General features: G+C 60.3%; 15 protein-coding genes and 1 riboswitch. Of the genes, 7 read left to right on the forward strand and 8 right to left on the reverse strand.

What is annotated here, in order from left to right; genetic code table 11:
* Nucleotides 1–21: 21 nt before the first annotated feature.
* Nucleotides 22–2,766, reverse strand: coding sequence for a DNA polymerase I (polA, locus tag DWW73_RS08660; RefSeq protein ID WP_117779344.1), 2,745 nt, complete (start codon nt 2,764–2,766; stop codon nt 22–24).
* Between the two features lie 166 nt (nt 2,767–2,932).
* On the opposite strand from polA, the gene DWW73_RS08665 reads away from it, so the two are divergent.
* Together DWW73_RS08665 and DWW73_RS08670 are read left to right on the forward strand one after the other, a co-directional pair.
* Nucleotides 2,933–4,330 (forward strand): aminopeptidase, encoded by a 1,398-nt coding sequence (locus tag DWW73_RS08665; protein ID WP_117655131.1) that lies wholly within the window; start codon nt 2,933–2,935, stop codon nt 4,328–4,330.
* Between the two features lie 103 nt (nt 4,331–4,433).
* A complete protein-coding gene (locus DWW73_RS08670) occupies nt 4,434–5,243 on the forward strand; it encodes a YaaA family protein (protein ID WP_117647252.1) in 810 nt (269 codons plus the stop codon).
* Nucleotides 5,244–5,283: 40 nt separating this feature from the next.
* Here DWW73_RS08670 and DWW73_RS08675 read toward each other — a convergent pair whose 3' ends face one another.
* On the reverse strand, nt 5,284–5,799 hold the full coding sequence (locus tag DWW73_RS08675; RefSeq protein WP_117779345.1) for a hypothetical protein: 516 nt from the start codon (nt 5,797–5,799) through the stop codon (nt 5,284–5,286).
* 63 nt (nt 5,800–5,862) lie between these two features.
* Nucleotides 5,863–5,978: riboswitch (TPP riboswitch) on the forward strand.
* Here DWW73_RS08675 and thiC point away from each other — a divergent pair.
* Nucleotides 5,971–7,305 (forward strand): phosphomethylpyrimidine synthase ThiC, encoded by a 1,335-nt coding sequence (thiC, locus tag DWW73_RS08680; RefSeq protein WP_099431544.1) that lies wholly within the window; start codon nt 5,971–5,973, stop codon nt 7,303–7,305. Its footprint overlaps the riboswitch before it by 8 nt.
* Before the next feature lie 178 nt (nt 7,306–7,483).
* The gene (gene thiD, locus DWW73_RS08685) at nt 7,484–8,314 is read left to right on the forward strand and encodes a bifunctional hydroxymethylpyrimidine kinase/phosphomethylpyrimidine kinase (RefSeq protein WP_117779346.1); all 831 of its coding nucleotides are present in this window, start codon (nt 7,484–7,486) and stop codon (nt 8,312–8,314) included.
* 145 nt (nt 8,315–8,459) lie between these two features.
* Here the strand turns inward: thiD and DWW73_RS08690 are convergent, their stop codons facing one another.
* From DWW73_RS08690 to DWW73_RS08710, 5 genes are all read right to left on the reverse strand, one after another.
* Complete coding sequence (locus tag DWW73_RS08690) at nt 8,460–9,071, reverse strand: pentapeptide repeat-containing protein (RefSeq protein WP_117779347.1); 612 nt, start codon at nt 9,069–9,071, stop codon at nt 8,460–8,462.
* A 79-nt stretch (nt 9,072–9,150) separates the two neighbouring features.
* Nucleotides 9,151–9,810, reverse strand: a complete 660-nt coding sequence (locus tag DWW73_RS08695; RefSeq protein WP_117584214.1) for an SGNH/GDSL hydrolase family protein — start codon at nt 9,808–9,810, stop codon at nt 9,151–9,153.
* A gap of 78 nt (nt 9,811–9,888) precedes the next feature.
* A complete protein-coding gene (locus tag DWW73_RS08700) occupies nt 9,889–11,022 on the reverse strand; it encodes a TIGR02452 family protein (protein WP_117779349.1) in 1,134 nt (377 codons plus the stop codon).
* A 140-nt stretch (nt 11,023–11,162) separates the two neighbouring features.
* Complete coding sequence (locus tag DWW73_RS08705) at nt 11,163–11,858, reverse strand: Bax inhibitor-1 family protein (protein ID WP_117757011.1); 696 nt, start codon at nt 11,856–11,858, stop codon at nt 11,163–11,165.
* Between the two features lie 80 nt (nt 11,859–11,938).
* The gene (locus DWW73_RS08710) at nt 11,939–12,277 is read right to left on the reverse strand and encodes a hypothetical protein (RefSeq protein WP_117854961.1); all 339 of its coding nucleotides are present in this window, start codon (nt 12,275–12,277) and stop codon (nt 11,939–11,941) included.
* A gap of 250 nt (nt 12,278–12,527) precedes the next feature.
* On the opposite strand from DWW73_RS08710, the gene DWW73_RS08715 reads away from it, so the two are divergent.
* The 3 genes from DWW73_RS08715 to DWW73_RS08725 all read left to right on the forward strand — a co-directional run bounded on the left by DWW73_RS08715 (nt 12,528) and on the right by DWW73_RS08725 (nt 15,085).
* The gene (locus DWW73_RS08715; protein WP_117779351.1) at nt 12,528–13,577 is read left to right on the forward strand and encodes an inorganic phosphate transporter; all 1,050 of its coding nucleotides are present in this window, start codon (nt 12,528–12,530) and stop codon (nt 13,575–13,577) included.
* Between the two features lie 67 nt (nt 13,578–13,644).
* Nucleotides 13,645–14,268 carry a DUF47 domain-containing protein gene (locus DWW73_RS08720; protein WP_055251695.1) on the forward strand — a complete coding sequence of 208 codons (624 nt, stop codon included), beginning with the start codon at nt 13,645–13,647 and terminating at the stop codon, nt 14,266–14,268.
* A gap of 286 nt (nt 14,269–14,554) precedes the next feature.
* Nucleotides 14,555–15,085 (forward strand): nitroreductase family protein, encoded by a 531-nt coding sequence (locus DWW73_RS08725; RefSeq protein WP_117779352.1) that lies wholly within the window; start codon nt 14,555–14,557, stop codon nt 15,083–15,085.
* A gap of 167 nt (nt 15,086–15,252) precedes the next feature.
* Here DWW73_RS08725 and DWW73_RS08730 read toward each other — a convergent pair whose 3' ends face one another.
* Nucleotides 15,253–15,927 carry a DivIVA domain-containing protein gene (locus DWW73_RS08730; protein WP_006234242.1) on the reverse strand — a complete coding sequence of 225 codons (675 nt, stop codon included), beginning with the start codon at nt 15,925–15,927 and terminating at the stop codon, nt 15,253–15,255.
* Nucleotides 15,928–15,987: the final 60 nt, after the last annotated feature.

Consider the following 15,987-nt stretch of genomic DNA (forward strand, 5'->3'; position numbering starts at 1 on the left):
TTTGGTGTTGTGAGGGCGGCTTTACTTGGCGTCGGCCCAGGTTATGCCGGTGCTGGCTTCGGCGATCAACGGTACGCGGAGGTCTACTACGTGTTCCATGACGTCGCGGACCATGGCGGTGAGGCGCTCGACTTCGTCGACGGGGCACTCAAAGTCCAGTTCGTCGTGTACCTGCAGGATCATGTGGGCGGCAAAGCCTTCTTCTTCCAAGCGACGGCTTACGCGGGCCATGGCGATCTTGATGATGTCGGCGGCGGTGCCCTGCATGGGGTGGTTCATGGCCGTGCGCTCACCAAAGCCGCGGAGCTGTGGGTTTTTGGCCTTGAGCTCGGGAATATGGCGTCTGCGGCCATACATGGTCTCGGCATAGCCCGTCTGCTTGGCTCGCGCCACCACATTGTCGAGGAACGTGCGCACGCCCGGGTAGGCCTCGTAGTAGCGATCGATCATATCGCGCGCCTCGGCCATCGAGATGTGCAGCGACTGCGACAGACCATAGGCCTGCTGACCGTACACGATGCCAAAGTTCACGGCCTTGGCGCGGCTACGCAGGTCGGGTGTCACCTCGGACACCGGCACGCCAAATACGCGCGCGGCCGTCTCGGCATGGAAGTCCTCGCCCTCGTTGAAGGCGCGTACCAGGTGCTCGTCACCCGAAAGATGCGCGAGCAGGCGCAGCTCGATCTGCGAGTAGTCCACCGCCAAAAAGACGCTGCCCTCGCCCGCCGAGAACGCCGTCTTGACGGTACGCCCCAGCTCCGAGCGCGTCGGAATGTTTTGCAGATTGGGGTCGCTCGAAGACAAACGCCCCGTCGCGGTGATGGTCTGGTTGTACGTGGTGTGCACACGCCCGTCACCACGGCGCAGCGGGCCCAGCGTGTCCAGATAGGTCGACTTAATCTTGGACTTCTCACGCCAGTCCAAAATCAGGCGCACGATCTCGTGGTCGCGGGCAAGGTCGCTCAGCACCTTGGCGTTGGTCGAATAGTAGCCGCGCTTGGTCTTTTTGAGGCCCTTGGTCGGAAGTCCCATAACATCAAACAGCACGTGCGAGAGTTGCATGGGGCTGCCGATGTTAAAGGTCTCGTCGCCGGCCAGGTCGCGAATGCTGCGCTCGACATCGGCAATCTGGGTCGCCAGGCCCTCGGACAGACTGTGCAGGCGGTCGGGGTCCACGAGCATGCCCGCGCGCTCCATCTTGGCAAGCACCGGCACGAGCGGCATCTCGATCCCATCGAACACGTTGGCGGCGTTCTCGCGGGCCATGCGGTCACGCAGCGGTGCAACCAGCGCCAGCGTCAAGGCCGCCGTGCGAGCGGCGGGCGCAGGAGCATCCTCGCCAGCACCCTCTGCGCCGCGCGCCGCAGGCAGCGCCATCTGCAGATACGTATCGGCCAGATACACCTCGTCAAACTCGGAGCGGTCGGAATCCAACAGGTAGGCGGCAACGATGGTATCGAAGATGCGCGTGGAATCGACTGCCAGCGGATCCATGAGCTCGAGCTCAGAAGAATCGATGGGCGAAAGCTCATGCAGAAGCGCCTTCATATCCGGGCTCGCCACACGGCCTTCCATAAACAGACGCGCGAGCACGCCGGCAATCACGCCGTGGGCGAAGTTGAAGCCCTCAACCTCAGCCGCCGCACCACTGTCGCCCTCCTCGAGCGCAAACAGGCCCTTGGACGTCGCCAACCACAGCGTGCGCGTCAGCCCAAAGAGCGCGCCCTCTTCCTTGTCATCGTCCACCACGGCGGCGACCCACTCGCCGGCATCAATCACGCGGGAGACCTCAGCCGCAACGGCACCAAGCGCGCCAGCATCGCCGGCGGCTGCGCGCAAAACGGCGGGAATCTCAAACGTGCTGGCAGCTGCCCCGCCCTCGCCGCCGATCAGCGCCAAGAAACGGTTCTGCATGGCGGTGATACCAAGCGTGCCCAGCGCCGCGGAAACCTCATCGGCGGAAAACGCCGGGAAGGACGTCGCCTCAAAATCGAGCTCAACGGGCGCATCGGTGCGGATGGTCGCCACCTTACGGCTCAGCAGCGCGTCGTCGATGTGTGCGCGCAGGTTTTCGCCCATCTTGCCCTTGACCTCGTCGGCGTGTGCGATGACCTCGTCCAGGCTACCGTACTGCGCAATGAGCGCGCTCGCCTTTTTGGGGCCGATGCCCGGCACGCCGGGGATGTTATCGGACGTGTCGCCCTTCAGACCATAAAAGTCGGGCACGAGCGCCGGCGTAATGCCGTGATACAGATCGTCCACGCTCTCGGGCGTCATAATCGCCACGTCGGATAGGCCTTTACGAGTCGAGACCACGTTGACGTGCTCGGTCACAAGTTGATACATGTCGCGATCACCGGTCACCAGCAGTATGTCACAGCCGGCCTGCTCGCCCAGGCGCGCCATAGTACCCAGGATGTCATCGCCTTCCCAGCCCTCGGACTGCAGAATCGGCACGTTGAGCGCGGCGAGCAGCTCCTTGATCATGGGGAACTGCGCGTGCAGGTCGGGGTCCATGGGCGGGCGCTGCGCCTTGTACTGCGGCAGCATCTCCATACGCACGCGCGGCTTGCCCTTGTCAAACGCCACGACAACGCCGTCGGGATTAAAGGCATCGATCATCTTGAGGAACATGTTCAGAAAACCAAAGATCGCGTTGGTGGGGCGACCGTCCGGCGCGTTCATGGTCGGCGGCACGGCGTGGAAGGCGCGATGCATGAGCGAGTTGCCGTCGATGACGGCAAAGGTACGGCGCTTTTCAGACATATTGAATACCTCGCTTTGGGCTGGGCACGGTTTGCTCACACCAGTTTACACGCTCCCCGCCCCGCGGCCACCGCACATCAGGCTTCCCTGCCGCCGCGGGCCCGCGCGTGATACGATGGCTCACGGTACATCAACCAGCACGATCGATCCGAAAGGAGCCTGCGTCATGGAGCGTCCCAGCGCATGGAAAAAGTACACGCCACAGCAGATCGAGGAGCTCGAGGAGCTTTGCCGCGGCTACAAGCAGTTTTTGAGTGAGAACAAGACCGAGCGTCTGTGCGTCAAGGCCGGTATCAAGATGGCCGAGGAGGCGGGCTACGTCAATCTGGAGACCGTGATCGCCGAGGGCCGCGCGCTCAAGGCCGGCGACAAGGTGTACGCCGCCAACCACGGCAAGGACCTCATGCTCGTCAACCTGGGCACCGCCCCGCTCGAGCAGGGCTTTAACATCCTGGGCGCCCACGTGGACTCGCCGCGCCTGGACCTCAAGCAGAACCCCGCCTTCGAGGCCGGCGACATGGCTTATCTCGACACGCACTACTATGGCGGCGTCAAGAGCTACCACTGGGTCGCTTCCCCGCTCGCACTCGTGGGCGTCATCTGCAAAAAGGACGGCACCACCGTCGACATCAACATCGGTGACAAGGCCGACGACCCGGTCTTTACCATCTCCGACCTGCTGATCCACCTCTCGAGCGAGCAGATGGCCAAGCCCGCCAAGGACGCCGTCGACGCCGAGATCCTCGACGTGATCGTGGGCGGCCGCCCCGTCAAGTTTGACGAGGACGACAAGGACGCTCCCAAGGAGCCCGTCAAGCAGATGTTCCTGGATATCCTCAAGGAGCAGTACGACGTCGAGGAGGAGGACTTCCTCTCCGCCGAGATCGAGGTCGTGCCCGCCGGCCCCGCCCGTGACATGGGCCTCGACCGCTCCATGATTCTGGGCTATGGCCACGACGACCGTGTCTGCGCCTATCCGTCCATGCTCGCCCAGATCAACGTCGCCAACGTGGAGCGCACGAGCATCACACTCATCGTCGACAAGGAGGAGATCGGTTCCGTGGGTGCCACCGGCATGACGAGCCGCTTCTTCGAGAACACCGTCGCCGAGATCATGACGCTTGCCGGCGAGGATAGCCCGCTGGCCCTGCGCCGCGCGCTCGCCCGCAGCCGCATGCTCTCCTCCGACGTGTCCGCCGGCTTCGACCCGGGCTACGCCGGCAAGTTCGAAACCAAGAACGCAGCCTTTATGGGTCGCGGCCTGTGCTTTAACAAGTACACGGGCAGCCGCGGCAAGGGCGGCTCTAACGACGCCGACGCCGAGTATGTGGCCCTCATCCGCGACATCATGGACGAGGCCGGCGTGGACTTCCAGACCTGCGAGCTCGGTCGCGTCAACGCGGGCGGCGGCGGCACCATCGCATACATCATGGCTAAGTACGGCATGAACGTCATCGACTCTGGCGTTGCCGTCCTGTCCATGCACGCCCTGTGGGAGGTCGCTAACAAGGCCGATATCTACGAGGCCTATCGCGGCTACAAGGCCTTCATCGAGCGCGCGTAACCAACCCTTCATCAGTTGCGGTGAAATACAGACTAAACTGGCCCATAAACGGCCAAAACAGACCGTATTCCACCGCAACTTCCTTTTTGGCAGAGGAGAGTCCATGCTGCAGGTCGTCATTTCGCCCGCCAAGCAGATGCGCGCGGCCCAAGATGCTTTTGAAGTCCTGGGCATTCCACCCTTTGCGCGCGAGACGGCTCGCCTCCACCGCGCACTGCTAGATATCGAGCGGAATGAAGGCAGCGACAGCCTGCAGGCGCTATGGAACGTGAGTGACAAACTGCTGGGGCCTTGCCTCAACACCCTGCATGAGTTCGGGCCCATCCTGAAAAACGGCGATCTCGACAATCCCGCACTCGCCTGTCACCTCTCCCCTGCCGTCATGTCCTACCACGGCATTCAATACCAGAGCATGGCGCCCGAGGTGATGGATTCCGCGCAGCTCGCATGGCTGCAAAGCCACCTGTGGATCCTCTCTGGCCTCTACGGGTGCGTTCGCCCCTTTCATGCCGTCGAACCATATCGGCTGGAGATGGGCGCGAAGCTCGCCGTTGACGATGCCCGAGACCTCTATGCGTTTTGGAGCGACAAGCTCGCGCGGGCTATCGCCCCGGCAGGCTCAAACACCACGATCGTCAACCTCGCCAGCGTAGAGTACGCCAAAGCCGTTCTGCCCCATCTCGCGGGCGACGCCACGGTCGTCACGTGTCTCTTTGGCGAAGGCATCCGCAACGGCAAGCCCATCCAGCGCTCGACCGCCAGCAAAAAGGCACGTGGTTCCATGGTGCGCTGGATGGCAGAAAACAAGCTCGAGGATGTAAGCGGGCTCACCGCGTTTGACGTTGGTTATCGTCACTTTCCCGAGCTTTCAAATAAGAACACTTTGGTCTTCCTGAACGAACAGACCTTGTAGGACCACCGCTACTTTTGAATGTGCTGCCTAGGCACGGCGTCTATTCCGCCAAGCCGTCGGCTTTGGCAACTTCGTTTGTCGAGCCATCTTGGTAGGTAATCTTAACGTGCTCTACCTCGGACACCGCAGCACCCGATGGGGGCTCCAAGCGCCATTCCGTCAGCGCGATATCCATAGTCGTAGGCACGTCGCCCTGATTCTTGAGCTTCACCGTCAGCGTTTTGAGCGCCGCATCATACGTCACGCGTTCGATTTCCTCACCAGGAATAGACCCACCGCTCAGCTGAAGCTGGACAAATCCATCGCGCGAATACCAATAGTCGCCCGGCGCGGCAACGGTATTGCCGCCCGTAACCTTCACTGTCATGATCGGCAGGGCATCGTCGGCCTCGAACTCCCATGCTGCGCCGCCGTGACCGCCAAACGTCCAGATACAAAAGGCAATCACCAGCACGGCAAGCACCGCAAAACCAATCGCGACAAGGCCATGGTGCGCACGGCTTTCCTCGGCCGATACATCCCATTGCGTCTCTCGATATAGATGCTTGTCTTCCATGTTCGCCTCCCCACAGGCACGCTCGTTATGCCAATCGTACCCATTCGAGCTATACTTGAGCCCATTACATAAACGGGGAGCTTGCAGGACAAGACGGCAGGCTGAGACTGGGCGCGCCCGCCCTGACCCGCAAACCTGATATGGGTAATGCCAACGAAGGGAGCCGTGCCAATGAGCACACAGACCGAGCCCAAGCTCGTCACGCAAATCGACTTCGCCCGCGCCGGGCAGATCACGCCGCAGATGAAGGAAGTCGCCGAGCGCGAGCATCGCGACCCCGAGTACATCCGCGAGCGCGTGGCCGACGGCCGCATCGCCATTCCCGCCAACATCGTGCATATCAAAAAGGGCATGCGCGCCTTTGGTGTCGGCGAGGGCCTGTCCACCAAGGTCAACGTCAACCTGGGCATCTCGGGCGACAAGGCCGATGCCGCCGAGGAATGGAAGAAGGTCAAGATCGCCGAGGACTTTGGCGCCGACGCCATCATGGACCTTTCCAACTCGGGCAAAACGCGCCAGTTCCGCCAGCAGCTCATCGACGAGACGCCGCTCATGGTGGGCACCGTCCCCATGTACGACGCCATCGGCTACATGGAAAAGCCGCTGGTCAAGCTGACCAAGGACGACCTGTTCGAGGTCGTGCGCGCGCACGCCGAGGATGGCGTGGACTTTATGACCATCCACTGCGGCATCAACAAGTCGGTCACCAAGACCTTTAAGGAGACCGGCCGCCTGATGAACATCGTCAGTCGCGGCGGCTCGCTACTGTTTGGCTGGATGGAGGTCACCGGCAACGAAAACCCCTTCTACGAGTACTTTGACGAGCTGCTCGAGATTTGCCACGAGTACGACGTGACGATTTCGCTCGGCGACTCCTGCCGCCCGGGCTGCCTCTACGACTCCAACGATGCCACCGAGACCGCTGAGATGATCGAGCTGGGCAAGCTGTGCAAGCGCGCTTGGGCCGCCGGCGTCCAGGTCATGGTCGAGGGCCCGGGTCACATGGCGCTCGACGAGATCGCCGCCAACATGAAACTGCAGAAGCGCCTGTGCCACAATGCCCCGTTCTATGTGCTCGGGCCGCTGGTGACCGATATCGGCGTGGGTTACGACCACATCACCGCTGCCATCGGCGGCGCCATCTCCGCCAGCTCCGGTGCCGACTTCCTGTGCTACGTGACGCCGGCCGAGCACCTGTGCCTGCCCAACGCCCAGGACGTGCTCGATGGCCTCATGGCCACTAAGATTGCCGCGCACGCCGCCGATATCGCCAAGAAGGTGCCGCACGCCCGCGACATGGACGACAAGATGGGCCAGGCACGCCGCAAGCTCGACTGGGATGCCATGTGGAAGTGTGCTCTCGACCCGGTCACCGGCAAGAAACGCTACGAAGAATCCCCCGCCGCCACCGAGGGCACCTGCACCATGTGCGGCAAGATGTGCGCCGTCCGCACCGTTAACAAGGTGTTCGAAGGCACGACGATCGACCTCGGCATGGAGGACTAACTCGTCACCGGAGCCACAATCGGTAACATGGTGTTCTTCAATTGTTGACGTGTGAACATTTGCTTACATTTGCGTAAAGATTGCATCGCCCGCCCGGGTTCGACATAGAGTCGGCCCGGGCATCTTTATAATGCTGGCTTAAAGACCCATTTGATTCCGACCGAACAAGGGAGCAAACATGGATCGCAGTAAGGTACCTGCCGTCCTGTCCATCGCAGGATCCGATTCCAGCGGTGGCGCCGGCATTCAGGCCGACATCAAGACCATCACGGCGCACCGCCTGTATGCCGAGACGGCCATCACCGCCATCACCGCACAAAACACGCTCGGTGTCACCGCCGTGCAGAATATCTCCCCTGATATCGTCGCTGCGCAGATCGACGCCGTATTTGACGATATCCGCCCCAGCGCCGTCAAGATCGGCATGGTTTCCTCTGCCGAGATTATCGAGGTTATCGCCGACCGCCTGAGCGCCCGGAACGCGACAAACGTGGTCGTCGACCCCGTCATGGTAGCCACCTCGGGCGCACGGCTGATTGCCGAAGATGCCGCCGAGGCGCTCACCCGCCGCCTGTTCCCACTAGCAACCGTCATCACGCCCAATATTCCCGAGGCCATGGCCCTGCTTGACTACGAGGTCGACTCCGAGCGCACACAGCAAAATGCTGCCATGCTCCTCACCCGCCGCTTTGGTTGCGCATCCCTCGTTAAGGGTGGGCATCTTGTCAACGAGGCCAACGATGTATTGGCCGAACCCGCGCCACTCGATGACGAAGGCAACCATATGGGCGATCCGCTCACCACGTGGTTCCGCCACAAGCGCATCGAGACCGGCAACACGCATGGCACCGGCTGCACGCTTTCATCCGCCATCGCCTGCGCATTGGCGCAGGGCATGGATCTTGCCGACGCCGTCAACGCCGGCAAGGCCTACCTAACGGGCGCTCTCGCCGCCGGCTTTGACATGGGCAAAGGCTCCGGCCCTGTCAACCACATGTGGCAGTACTAAATAGCCAGTAACCTGCCAAAAAAAGACAGGCTACCTTGCACCAAAAACCGTCGCAACATTCGATGAAAATCGTGCAAACGCGAAAAATCATTAAATGTTGCGACGGTTTGATTTTAGATAGCGGTCGAGCAAAGGACCAGAGCGCCTATTCGTCGGCGAGTTGAATTCCCAACAAACCCGAGAGTGCCAGCGCCTGCTCGGCATTGACCGTCAAGCCACGCAACTCATGGTAATCGCCCGAAACAACGGGCGCCGCGAATGTACAACGCGATACATCCACGCCGGAAAGCGACGTCTTAAACACATCCATACGCGTCAGGTCACAGCCATCCAGGCGTATCTGACCCAGCTTGGCACCCTGAAACGCGGCCTCGGTCAAACGCGTGTCATGCGCAGCCATGGGGCCAATGCGTCCCTCCGAAAGGTTCGCATAGCTCAAATCGCACGATGTAAACGACACGCTCGACAGACGCGCCCTGAGCAAGTTGAGCCCCGGCGCCGAGCAGTCAACGAAGTCGCAGCGGTTGAGCCAGCAGCCTTCCATGTTGCAGCGGATAAAGCGGCAACCGCGAAACACCACGTCGCGAAACGTCGAGCCGCTCCAGTCAACGCTATCGAACTCGCAAGATCGGAACACGACGCCATCGAAGGTCGCGCCGTTCGCCACGTCGCAGGCAAGATCCAAATCCTCAAAAGCGGTATTGGAGACGAGCTCATCGCCCTCGGCAAAGAGGTCGATGAGCTCGTCCATGCCCATATGGCAGCCAATCCGTTCGTTTACCCGGGCAAAACCACCACAAAGGTGCCTGCCCCCTTTGCGGTGGCTTGGGGTCGCGCTACTCACCGAGCATCTCTTGGAGCTTGGCTGCCACGGCATGTCCCAAGCTCTCGTGGCTTTCGGGCATCATATGCAGATAGTCGATATCGCCCGGCTCGGCAAACTCGGCGGCATTCAAAAAGTCGCAGCCAAACTGCTCGGCCACGTGCGCATAGTACTCGCCAAAATGTTCAGATGCCTCGACGGAACGCTCGTCAAAATCGGTCATATATACATCGGCGATCTGCGGCTTGATCTTGATAGGAGCCATCAGCAGGATGCGCGGGCAAGGCGCAGCGTCGGTCCACGGAAACGCGCGGACGGCGCGAATCAGCGCCATGGCGCCACGGGCGATATCGGAAGCTGTCACGTTAAAGACCGTCTTACAGTCGTTGGTGCCCAGCATGATCACAATGGCGTCCAGCGGCTTATGAGCCTCGAGCAGCATCGGAAGCGCGCGAATGCCGTTGAGGTTAGTGTCCAGATGGCACATGTCGTCGCGTACCGTCGTGCGGCCGTTGAGGCCTTCTTCAATTACATGCCAGCCCTCGCCTAAGTCACGTTGGACCACGCCACACCAGCGCACATCCTGCGCATAGCGCACCGCGGTACCGTCGCGCATGCCCGCCGGATCGTAACCATAGGTGTTGCTGTCACCAAAGCACAGAACGTTTTTCATCGTAAGCTCCCCACTCAATAAAAAGCCGACAGGAGCAGCCTCTCCCGTCGGCTCGGTATATCGCATCACGAGCACCGTTTACAGGTACTTGCGCCAGTCGTCGTCATCCTCGTCATCCTCGGCAGCGGTCTGAGCCTGCTCGGCGGCACGGGCAGCTGCGGCGCGGGCGGCAACCTGAGCATAGGACTCCTCGTTTTGCTCGGGGAAGTTTGCCAGCACGTGCTCGAATTTGGCGAAGTCCTCGTCCCAGCGCGTAGAGGGCACGGCAAAGAAGACCTGCTTGACCTTGAAGTCGCCCGATGCGAGCTCCTTGCGGAAGAGCTCGGCCACGGCCTCTGCGTCAAAGCCGTTGTTCTCGCAGCCCCAAGCACCCAGTACGAGCTTCTCGCGGCCAAGCTCATCGCAGATAGCAAGCACAAAGCGAATGCGGTCGCGCAGGGCGTCAAGCAAGGCATCGTCGCTCACGCGGTACTCCTGGCGAGCACGCTTGGCGTTGGGTGCAGCGGCGACGATCACGTCGGCATAGGCGTGCACATGCTTGCGCTCGAAGCGCACCGCGGGCACCACCAGCGCACGGTTGCGGTACAGCTCACAGTTGATGTTGCGGCGACGGTTCTCACCGTACCATTTACGCTGCTTATCGAGGACGTTGTACAGATACGAATCGGCGCACAGCGTGGCCTCCTGGCCCAGATAACCCTGAATATATCCACCGCCCGGATTGGTAAACGAGGCAAAGGCGAGCACGGCCATGTCGCAGAACTGCGCATAGCCGCGACCGTTATCGAGGATTGCCTGCGTGGCGGAGGCATCAAGCACAGTGACCTCGGGCAGGACCGGAGCGGGCTCCTCAGCAGGCGCGGACTCAGCTTCGGCGATTTCCTCGGCAGGCTCCTCGACGGGCTCGGGCGCCGCCTCGGTCTCGGGCGCCGCCTCGACCTCGGCAGTCTCCGCGTTCTCGACGTCCTCGGCGACCTGCTCTTCGGGGGCCACAGCAGTCTGAACCTTGGCCTTCATCGCCGCGACAAAGCCGGCGGGCATGCCGTCAAACTCGCGAACACCGGCGAGCGAACGCTCGATATCCTTGGCGCAGGCCTCGGACACAGTCATCACATGGCGCTCGGCGGCCTTGGCACGGGCCTCGCGCTTGGGATTGGGCTGACCCGCTCGGTTGGACCTGCGGTTACGGTTCCTGTTGTCGACGTCTGCCATACATGGCCACCTTTCCTGTCGCTGCCGCTATCGGCTTTTCCCATCCATGATACCCCGCCGCGCACAAAAAAGACGGCCCCGAAGGACCGCCTTTCGCATCGTTTTACCGTGTCCGGCAGGAAGCATCGCAATGCCGCGTTTTAATCGCGACGGCCGAGGATGTTCAGGATGCGTAGGAACACGTTGATAATGTCCACGAACAGATTGGACGCCATGAGCACCGCATTGGGCAGCGTAGGCGGCACCGTCGTGGCCACATAGGTGTCGTAGCCAATAAAGCCGGCAAACACCACAATCACGATCAGGTCGGTGATGGACTGCGAAACGCCCATGAACATCAGCACGATCTCGACCAGAATCGTGGCAAGCAAGATGCCAAAACCAATGCCATACACACGCTGGAAGAACTTGGGGAAGGTCACGCCCAGCGCACCAAAGACAAAGGTGATGGCGGCCGTGGCGATAAAGGCGGTGTTAATGGTAGGCAGGTCGTAGTTGGCAAGACCAAACGACGCCGTCAGGCCAAAGGTGCTCGCAAAGACCACGTAGCCCACGAGCGACAGGCCCACGGACTGTTTGCTGGCAGCAGCCGACATCATGACCATGCCAACGATGGTCAAAATAAATGAGCCAAAGACCAGCGGCAAAGCGGCGCCGCTCATCATCATGCGCGCAAATGACATGGTGCTCGTAAAGTAAGCACCGGCGCCCATGGCGCAAAAGCCCAAAAAGATCAGAGCAGACATGACAAGGTTGTACGCGCGCGGCGACATCTCCTTGGCACGGCTTGCGCCGGTCTCGATGGGGCCATTCTGATAGCCCTGGATATCGTTCATACTTTCGTCCTTTCAAAAAGCACCGCGACGGCGCCGTAGCTGACAAGTTTCCTGCCATTGTACCCGAACGCCACGCGTTCTTACCTGCGGCGCTCGCCCTCGAGCGTACGATCAAAAGCCCAGACCCACCAACGCATCACGTGCGCCTGCGAGCCGTCCGCCCGCTCACGCGTTTGGTCCTCTAGATACAACTCGGTCGCATGTCCGCCAAAACGTACCTTATAGGTTGCCGTACGAATGCCGTGAACCGTCAGGCCAAAACCGGTGGACGAGACAATCTCGTCAATCGTAAAGCAGCGACCGTCAACCCAGCAGACGGTAACCGGCACAACCTGTCCGCCCGCGAGAATGCGAGCCACAACGTCCACATACTGCTTGTGCACGCGCCGAGTTTTGCCGTCTGTCTGTCGATATTCCATGGCCCCTATTATCGAACGCATGTTTGCATGTTGTAAAGCGAACAGACTGTGGTTTTGGAGTGTCGGAGCAAACGCACGCGTCCGCATGGCGTGTTAGCAAAAAGAACGACCGCGGTCAACAGGGCTAATATTCAATTTTAGTACCAAAAAATTCACTTCTCCCATCAGAACTCCGTAAAGAAACCCGCAGGAGGTGATACGATTTATCATGTTTTTGTAACGAGTCTGCAAATATCGAGAAAGCCCATATATGGACGTAACGTTCTCAACCTTCCTCGGCCAGCTTGTGTCGAACCCAGTCCTTGCCGTCACCGTGATCCTCGCGCTCGGCGCCATCTTCGTCAACGGATGGACCGACGCGCCCAACGCCATCGCGACCTGCGTCACCACGCGCTGCATGCCCGCCCGCGCCGCCATCCTCATGAGCGCCGCATTCAACTTCTTGGGCGTGCTCATCATGACGCACTTTAACGCGAGCGTCGCCAACACCATCTCACATATCGTCGACTTTGGCGGAAACAGCACCATGGCACTCGCGTGCCTCTGTGCGGCGCTGTTCTCCATCGTCGTCTACGGTGCTACGGCATCGCGTTTTGGTATCCCCACTTCGCAAAGCCACAGCCTCATCGCCGGCCTGACCGGAGCTGCTATCGCCCTCGGTGGTGCCAACAGCGTCAACATTCACGAGTGGATGAAGGTTATCTACGGCCTGGCGCTCTCCATTGGCCTGGGCTTTGTCATGGGCTGGATCCTGTGCAAGCTCGTCTCGATTCTTTTCGCCGCCGCCAACAGGCGACGCGCCAACGTTTTCTTTAAATATGCTCAGATTGCGAGTGCCGCGGCCATGAGCTTTATGCACGGCGCGCAGGATGGACAGAAGTTCATCGGCGTGCTCTTTTTAGGTGTCGCCTTCGCCAACGGCCAGACGAGCGTCGGCGACGCCGGCATCCCCATCTGGATCATGCTGCTGTGCTCGGCCACCATGGGCATCGGCACCAGTGTGGGCGGCGAGCGCATCATCAAGTCCGTCGGCCAGAGCATGGTCAAGCTCGAAAAGTACCAGGGCTTCTCCGCCGACCTGGCGGGCGCCGCGAACCTGCTGCTTGCCACCCTTACCGGCATCCCCGTGTCCTCCACGCACATCAAGACCTGCGCCATCATGGGCGTCGGTGCCGTCAAACGCCTCTCGGCCATCAACTTCGGCGTCGTCAAGGACATGATGTTCACCTGGTTCTTCACCTTCCCCGCCTGCGGACTCATCAGCTTTGTCATGGCCAAGCTGTTCATGATGTTCCTCTAGCCACACCGAGCGTCCATCCGGACCGCAAAACTTCGCCCACCCGTCTTCGCCTCGAAAGGACCCACTCATGGCAAAGAAACCCGATTCATTCTACTTTGACAACTACGTCGCCTGCGCCGACCTTGCCGTCCAGGCCGCCGAGCTGCTTACCAAGATTTTCGAGAACTTCGATCCCGCGAAGATTCACGATATGCTCGACAAGATGCACGCGATCGAGCATGCGGCCGACAAGAAGCACCATGAGCTTGAGGACGCCCTGCTCACGGCCTTTATCACCCCGCTTGAGCGCGAGGACCTGGATCTGATGAGCTGCTCGCTCGACACCGTGCTCGACCGTATCGAGGGCGTCGTGCAGCGCGTCTACTTCACCAACATCCAGAGCATCCATCCCGACGCCATCGTCATCGCCCACAAGGTGACCGACGCCTGCCGCGCCATGAAGGACCTGATGGTCGAGCTGCCCAACTACCGCAAGTCTAAGACCTTGCGCGAGCTCGTCATTCAGATCAACACTATCGAGTCCGAGGCTGACGAGCTCTATATCAACGCCATGCGTAACCTGCACGTTAACGGCAAGGACCCGCTCGAGGTCATCGCTTGGCGTGACGTGTACGCCTTCCTGGAGTACTGCGCCGACTGCTGCGAGAATGTGGCCGATGTCGTGGATTCGATTGTCATGAAGAACAGTTAATTGGGGGTACATGTCCCACCGGTCGCGGGCCCGGCCACTAATAACCTTTTTCACTCCGGCTGCAAGCAGAGTCGTTCAAAAGGTTATTAGTGGCCGGGCCCGCTCCCTTATGCACCACCATTGGGAACTTTGGCTGATAGATTTAGCGCGATGGGGGTTTGGCTGAAGGGACCTTTGGTACCCGTTCGGACACTTTGGCCCTTGATGAGCGTTTGGCTGATTGCTGCTTTGGGTACTCTTTGGGTTACTTTTGGTTTGTTTGATTTTTAATTTTAGGAGGGCTTGTATGTCTTATTTGGATCTGGCTCGGTCTCGGTATTCTTGTCGCGAGTTTGAGAATCGTTCTGTTGAGCAAGCTGTGGTGGATGCCATTGTTGAGGCTGGGCGCATTGCTCCTTCTGCTTGTAATAATCATCCAGCCCGTGTGATGGTGCTGGATACGCCTGAGCTGTTGGAGAAGGCTGCTGCTTGTCAGCCTCGGTTTGCTCGTGATGGGTCTATCTTTGGAGCTCCGCTTGTCTTCCTTATTTGCAGCGTTACCGATGATGCTTGGGTGCGCCCGTATGACCAGATGAATTCCAGTGAAATCGATACGTCCATCGTGTGCGACCAGATGATGATGGAGGCCACCGAGCAGGGCCTGGGAACGTGCTGGGTATGCCATTTTAAGCCTGAGGTGGCACAGGAGCAGTTCAATCTGCCCAAGGGCGTCTATCCCTATCACATGCTCGTCTGTGGCTATCCCGCCGACCACATCGCAGACCCCGAGCATCGCGAGGCCCGCACCATTCCCCTCTCCGACTTCCTCCTCAAGTAGATTTTTGGGACATGCCTTAAAACCTACCCTTGACCGCTCACCCGTTCGCCGAGTTCTGCGCCACTATGTGCAGGGCTCGGTTTTTTATGTTACGCACCCCGGCACAGTCATAAAAATGGACCCGCAAGCTGCGGGTCCTTTCTAGGCACTAAATTGTAGGCCGAATGTTAGTCCAGGTCGTCGGCAGCAAAGTTGTCGATCGGGGCAAAGGGATCGGCCACGGGGACAACCGGGTCAGCGACGGGCAGCGGCTCGGCGGGAACAGTCACCGCAGGAGAAGCGGCAGAACCGACCGGCGTGGAGGCCATGAGGTCGGCCGGGAAGGAGTTCTGGGCATCGTCCATGAAGTGCTGGATGAGCTTGAGATACTCGGCCTTGAACTCCTCACGGGAAGCCTTGAGACGATCGATTTCCTCGAGCTCGGCCTGCTTTTCGGTCAGAGCCTGGCGGATAACCTCGCGGGCCTTGGCGTCAGCCTCGTTGCGGATACGCTCAGCGTTCTCGTTGGCATCGTTGACGATGGTCTCAGCGGTCTGCTGGGCAGCGATCAGGGCAGCGGAAATCTGGCGCTCCTGAGCGGAGAAGTCAGGGGCGGGAGCAGCCACGGGGGCGGCGGGAACGGCCTGGGCGGTGGCATCCTGAGCCTGGGCAAGCTGAGCCTGTGCATCGGCAAGCTGCTGCTCGGTAGCAGTCAGACGACCCTTAAGGTCGACGATCTTAGCGAGCATAGCGTCAACCTCGGAGGACAGCGTCTCCAAGAAGACGTCGACCTCGGCAGGATCGTAGCCACGCTTGGCCTCAGAGAAAGTCTGAGCCTGGATGTCTGCAGGGGTAATAGCCATAACAAGTCTCCTTTTTCATCGCCTCGGCGCTACACGCCCGACGTAAGTTACAAAGTCAGT

It is taken from the genome of Collinsella sp. AF16-8 (assembly GCF_003462695.1).
Lineage (GTDB): Bacteria > Actinomycetota > Coriobacteriia > Coriobacteriales > Coriobacteriaceae > Collinsella.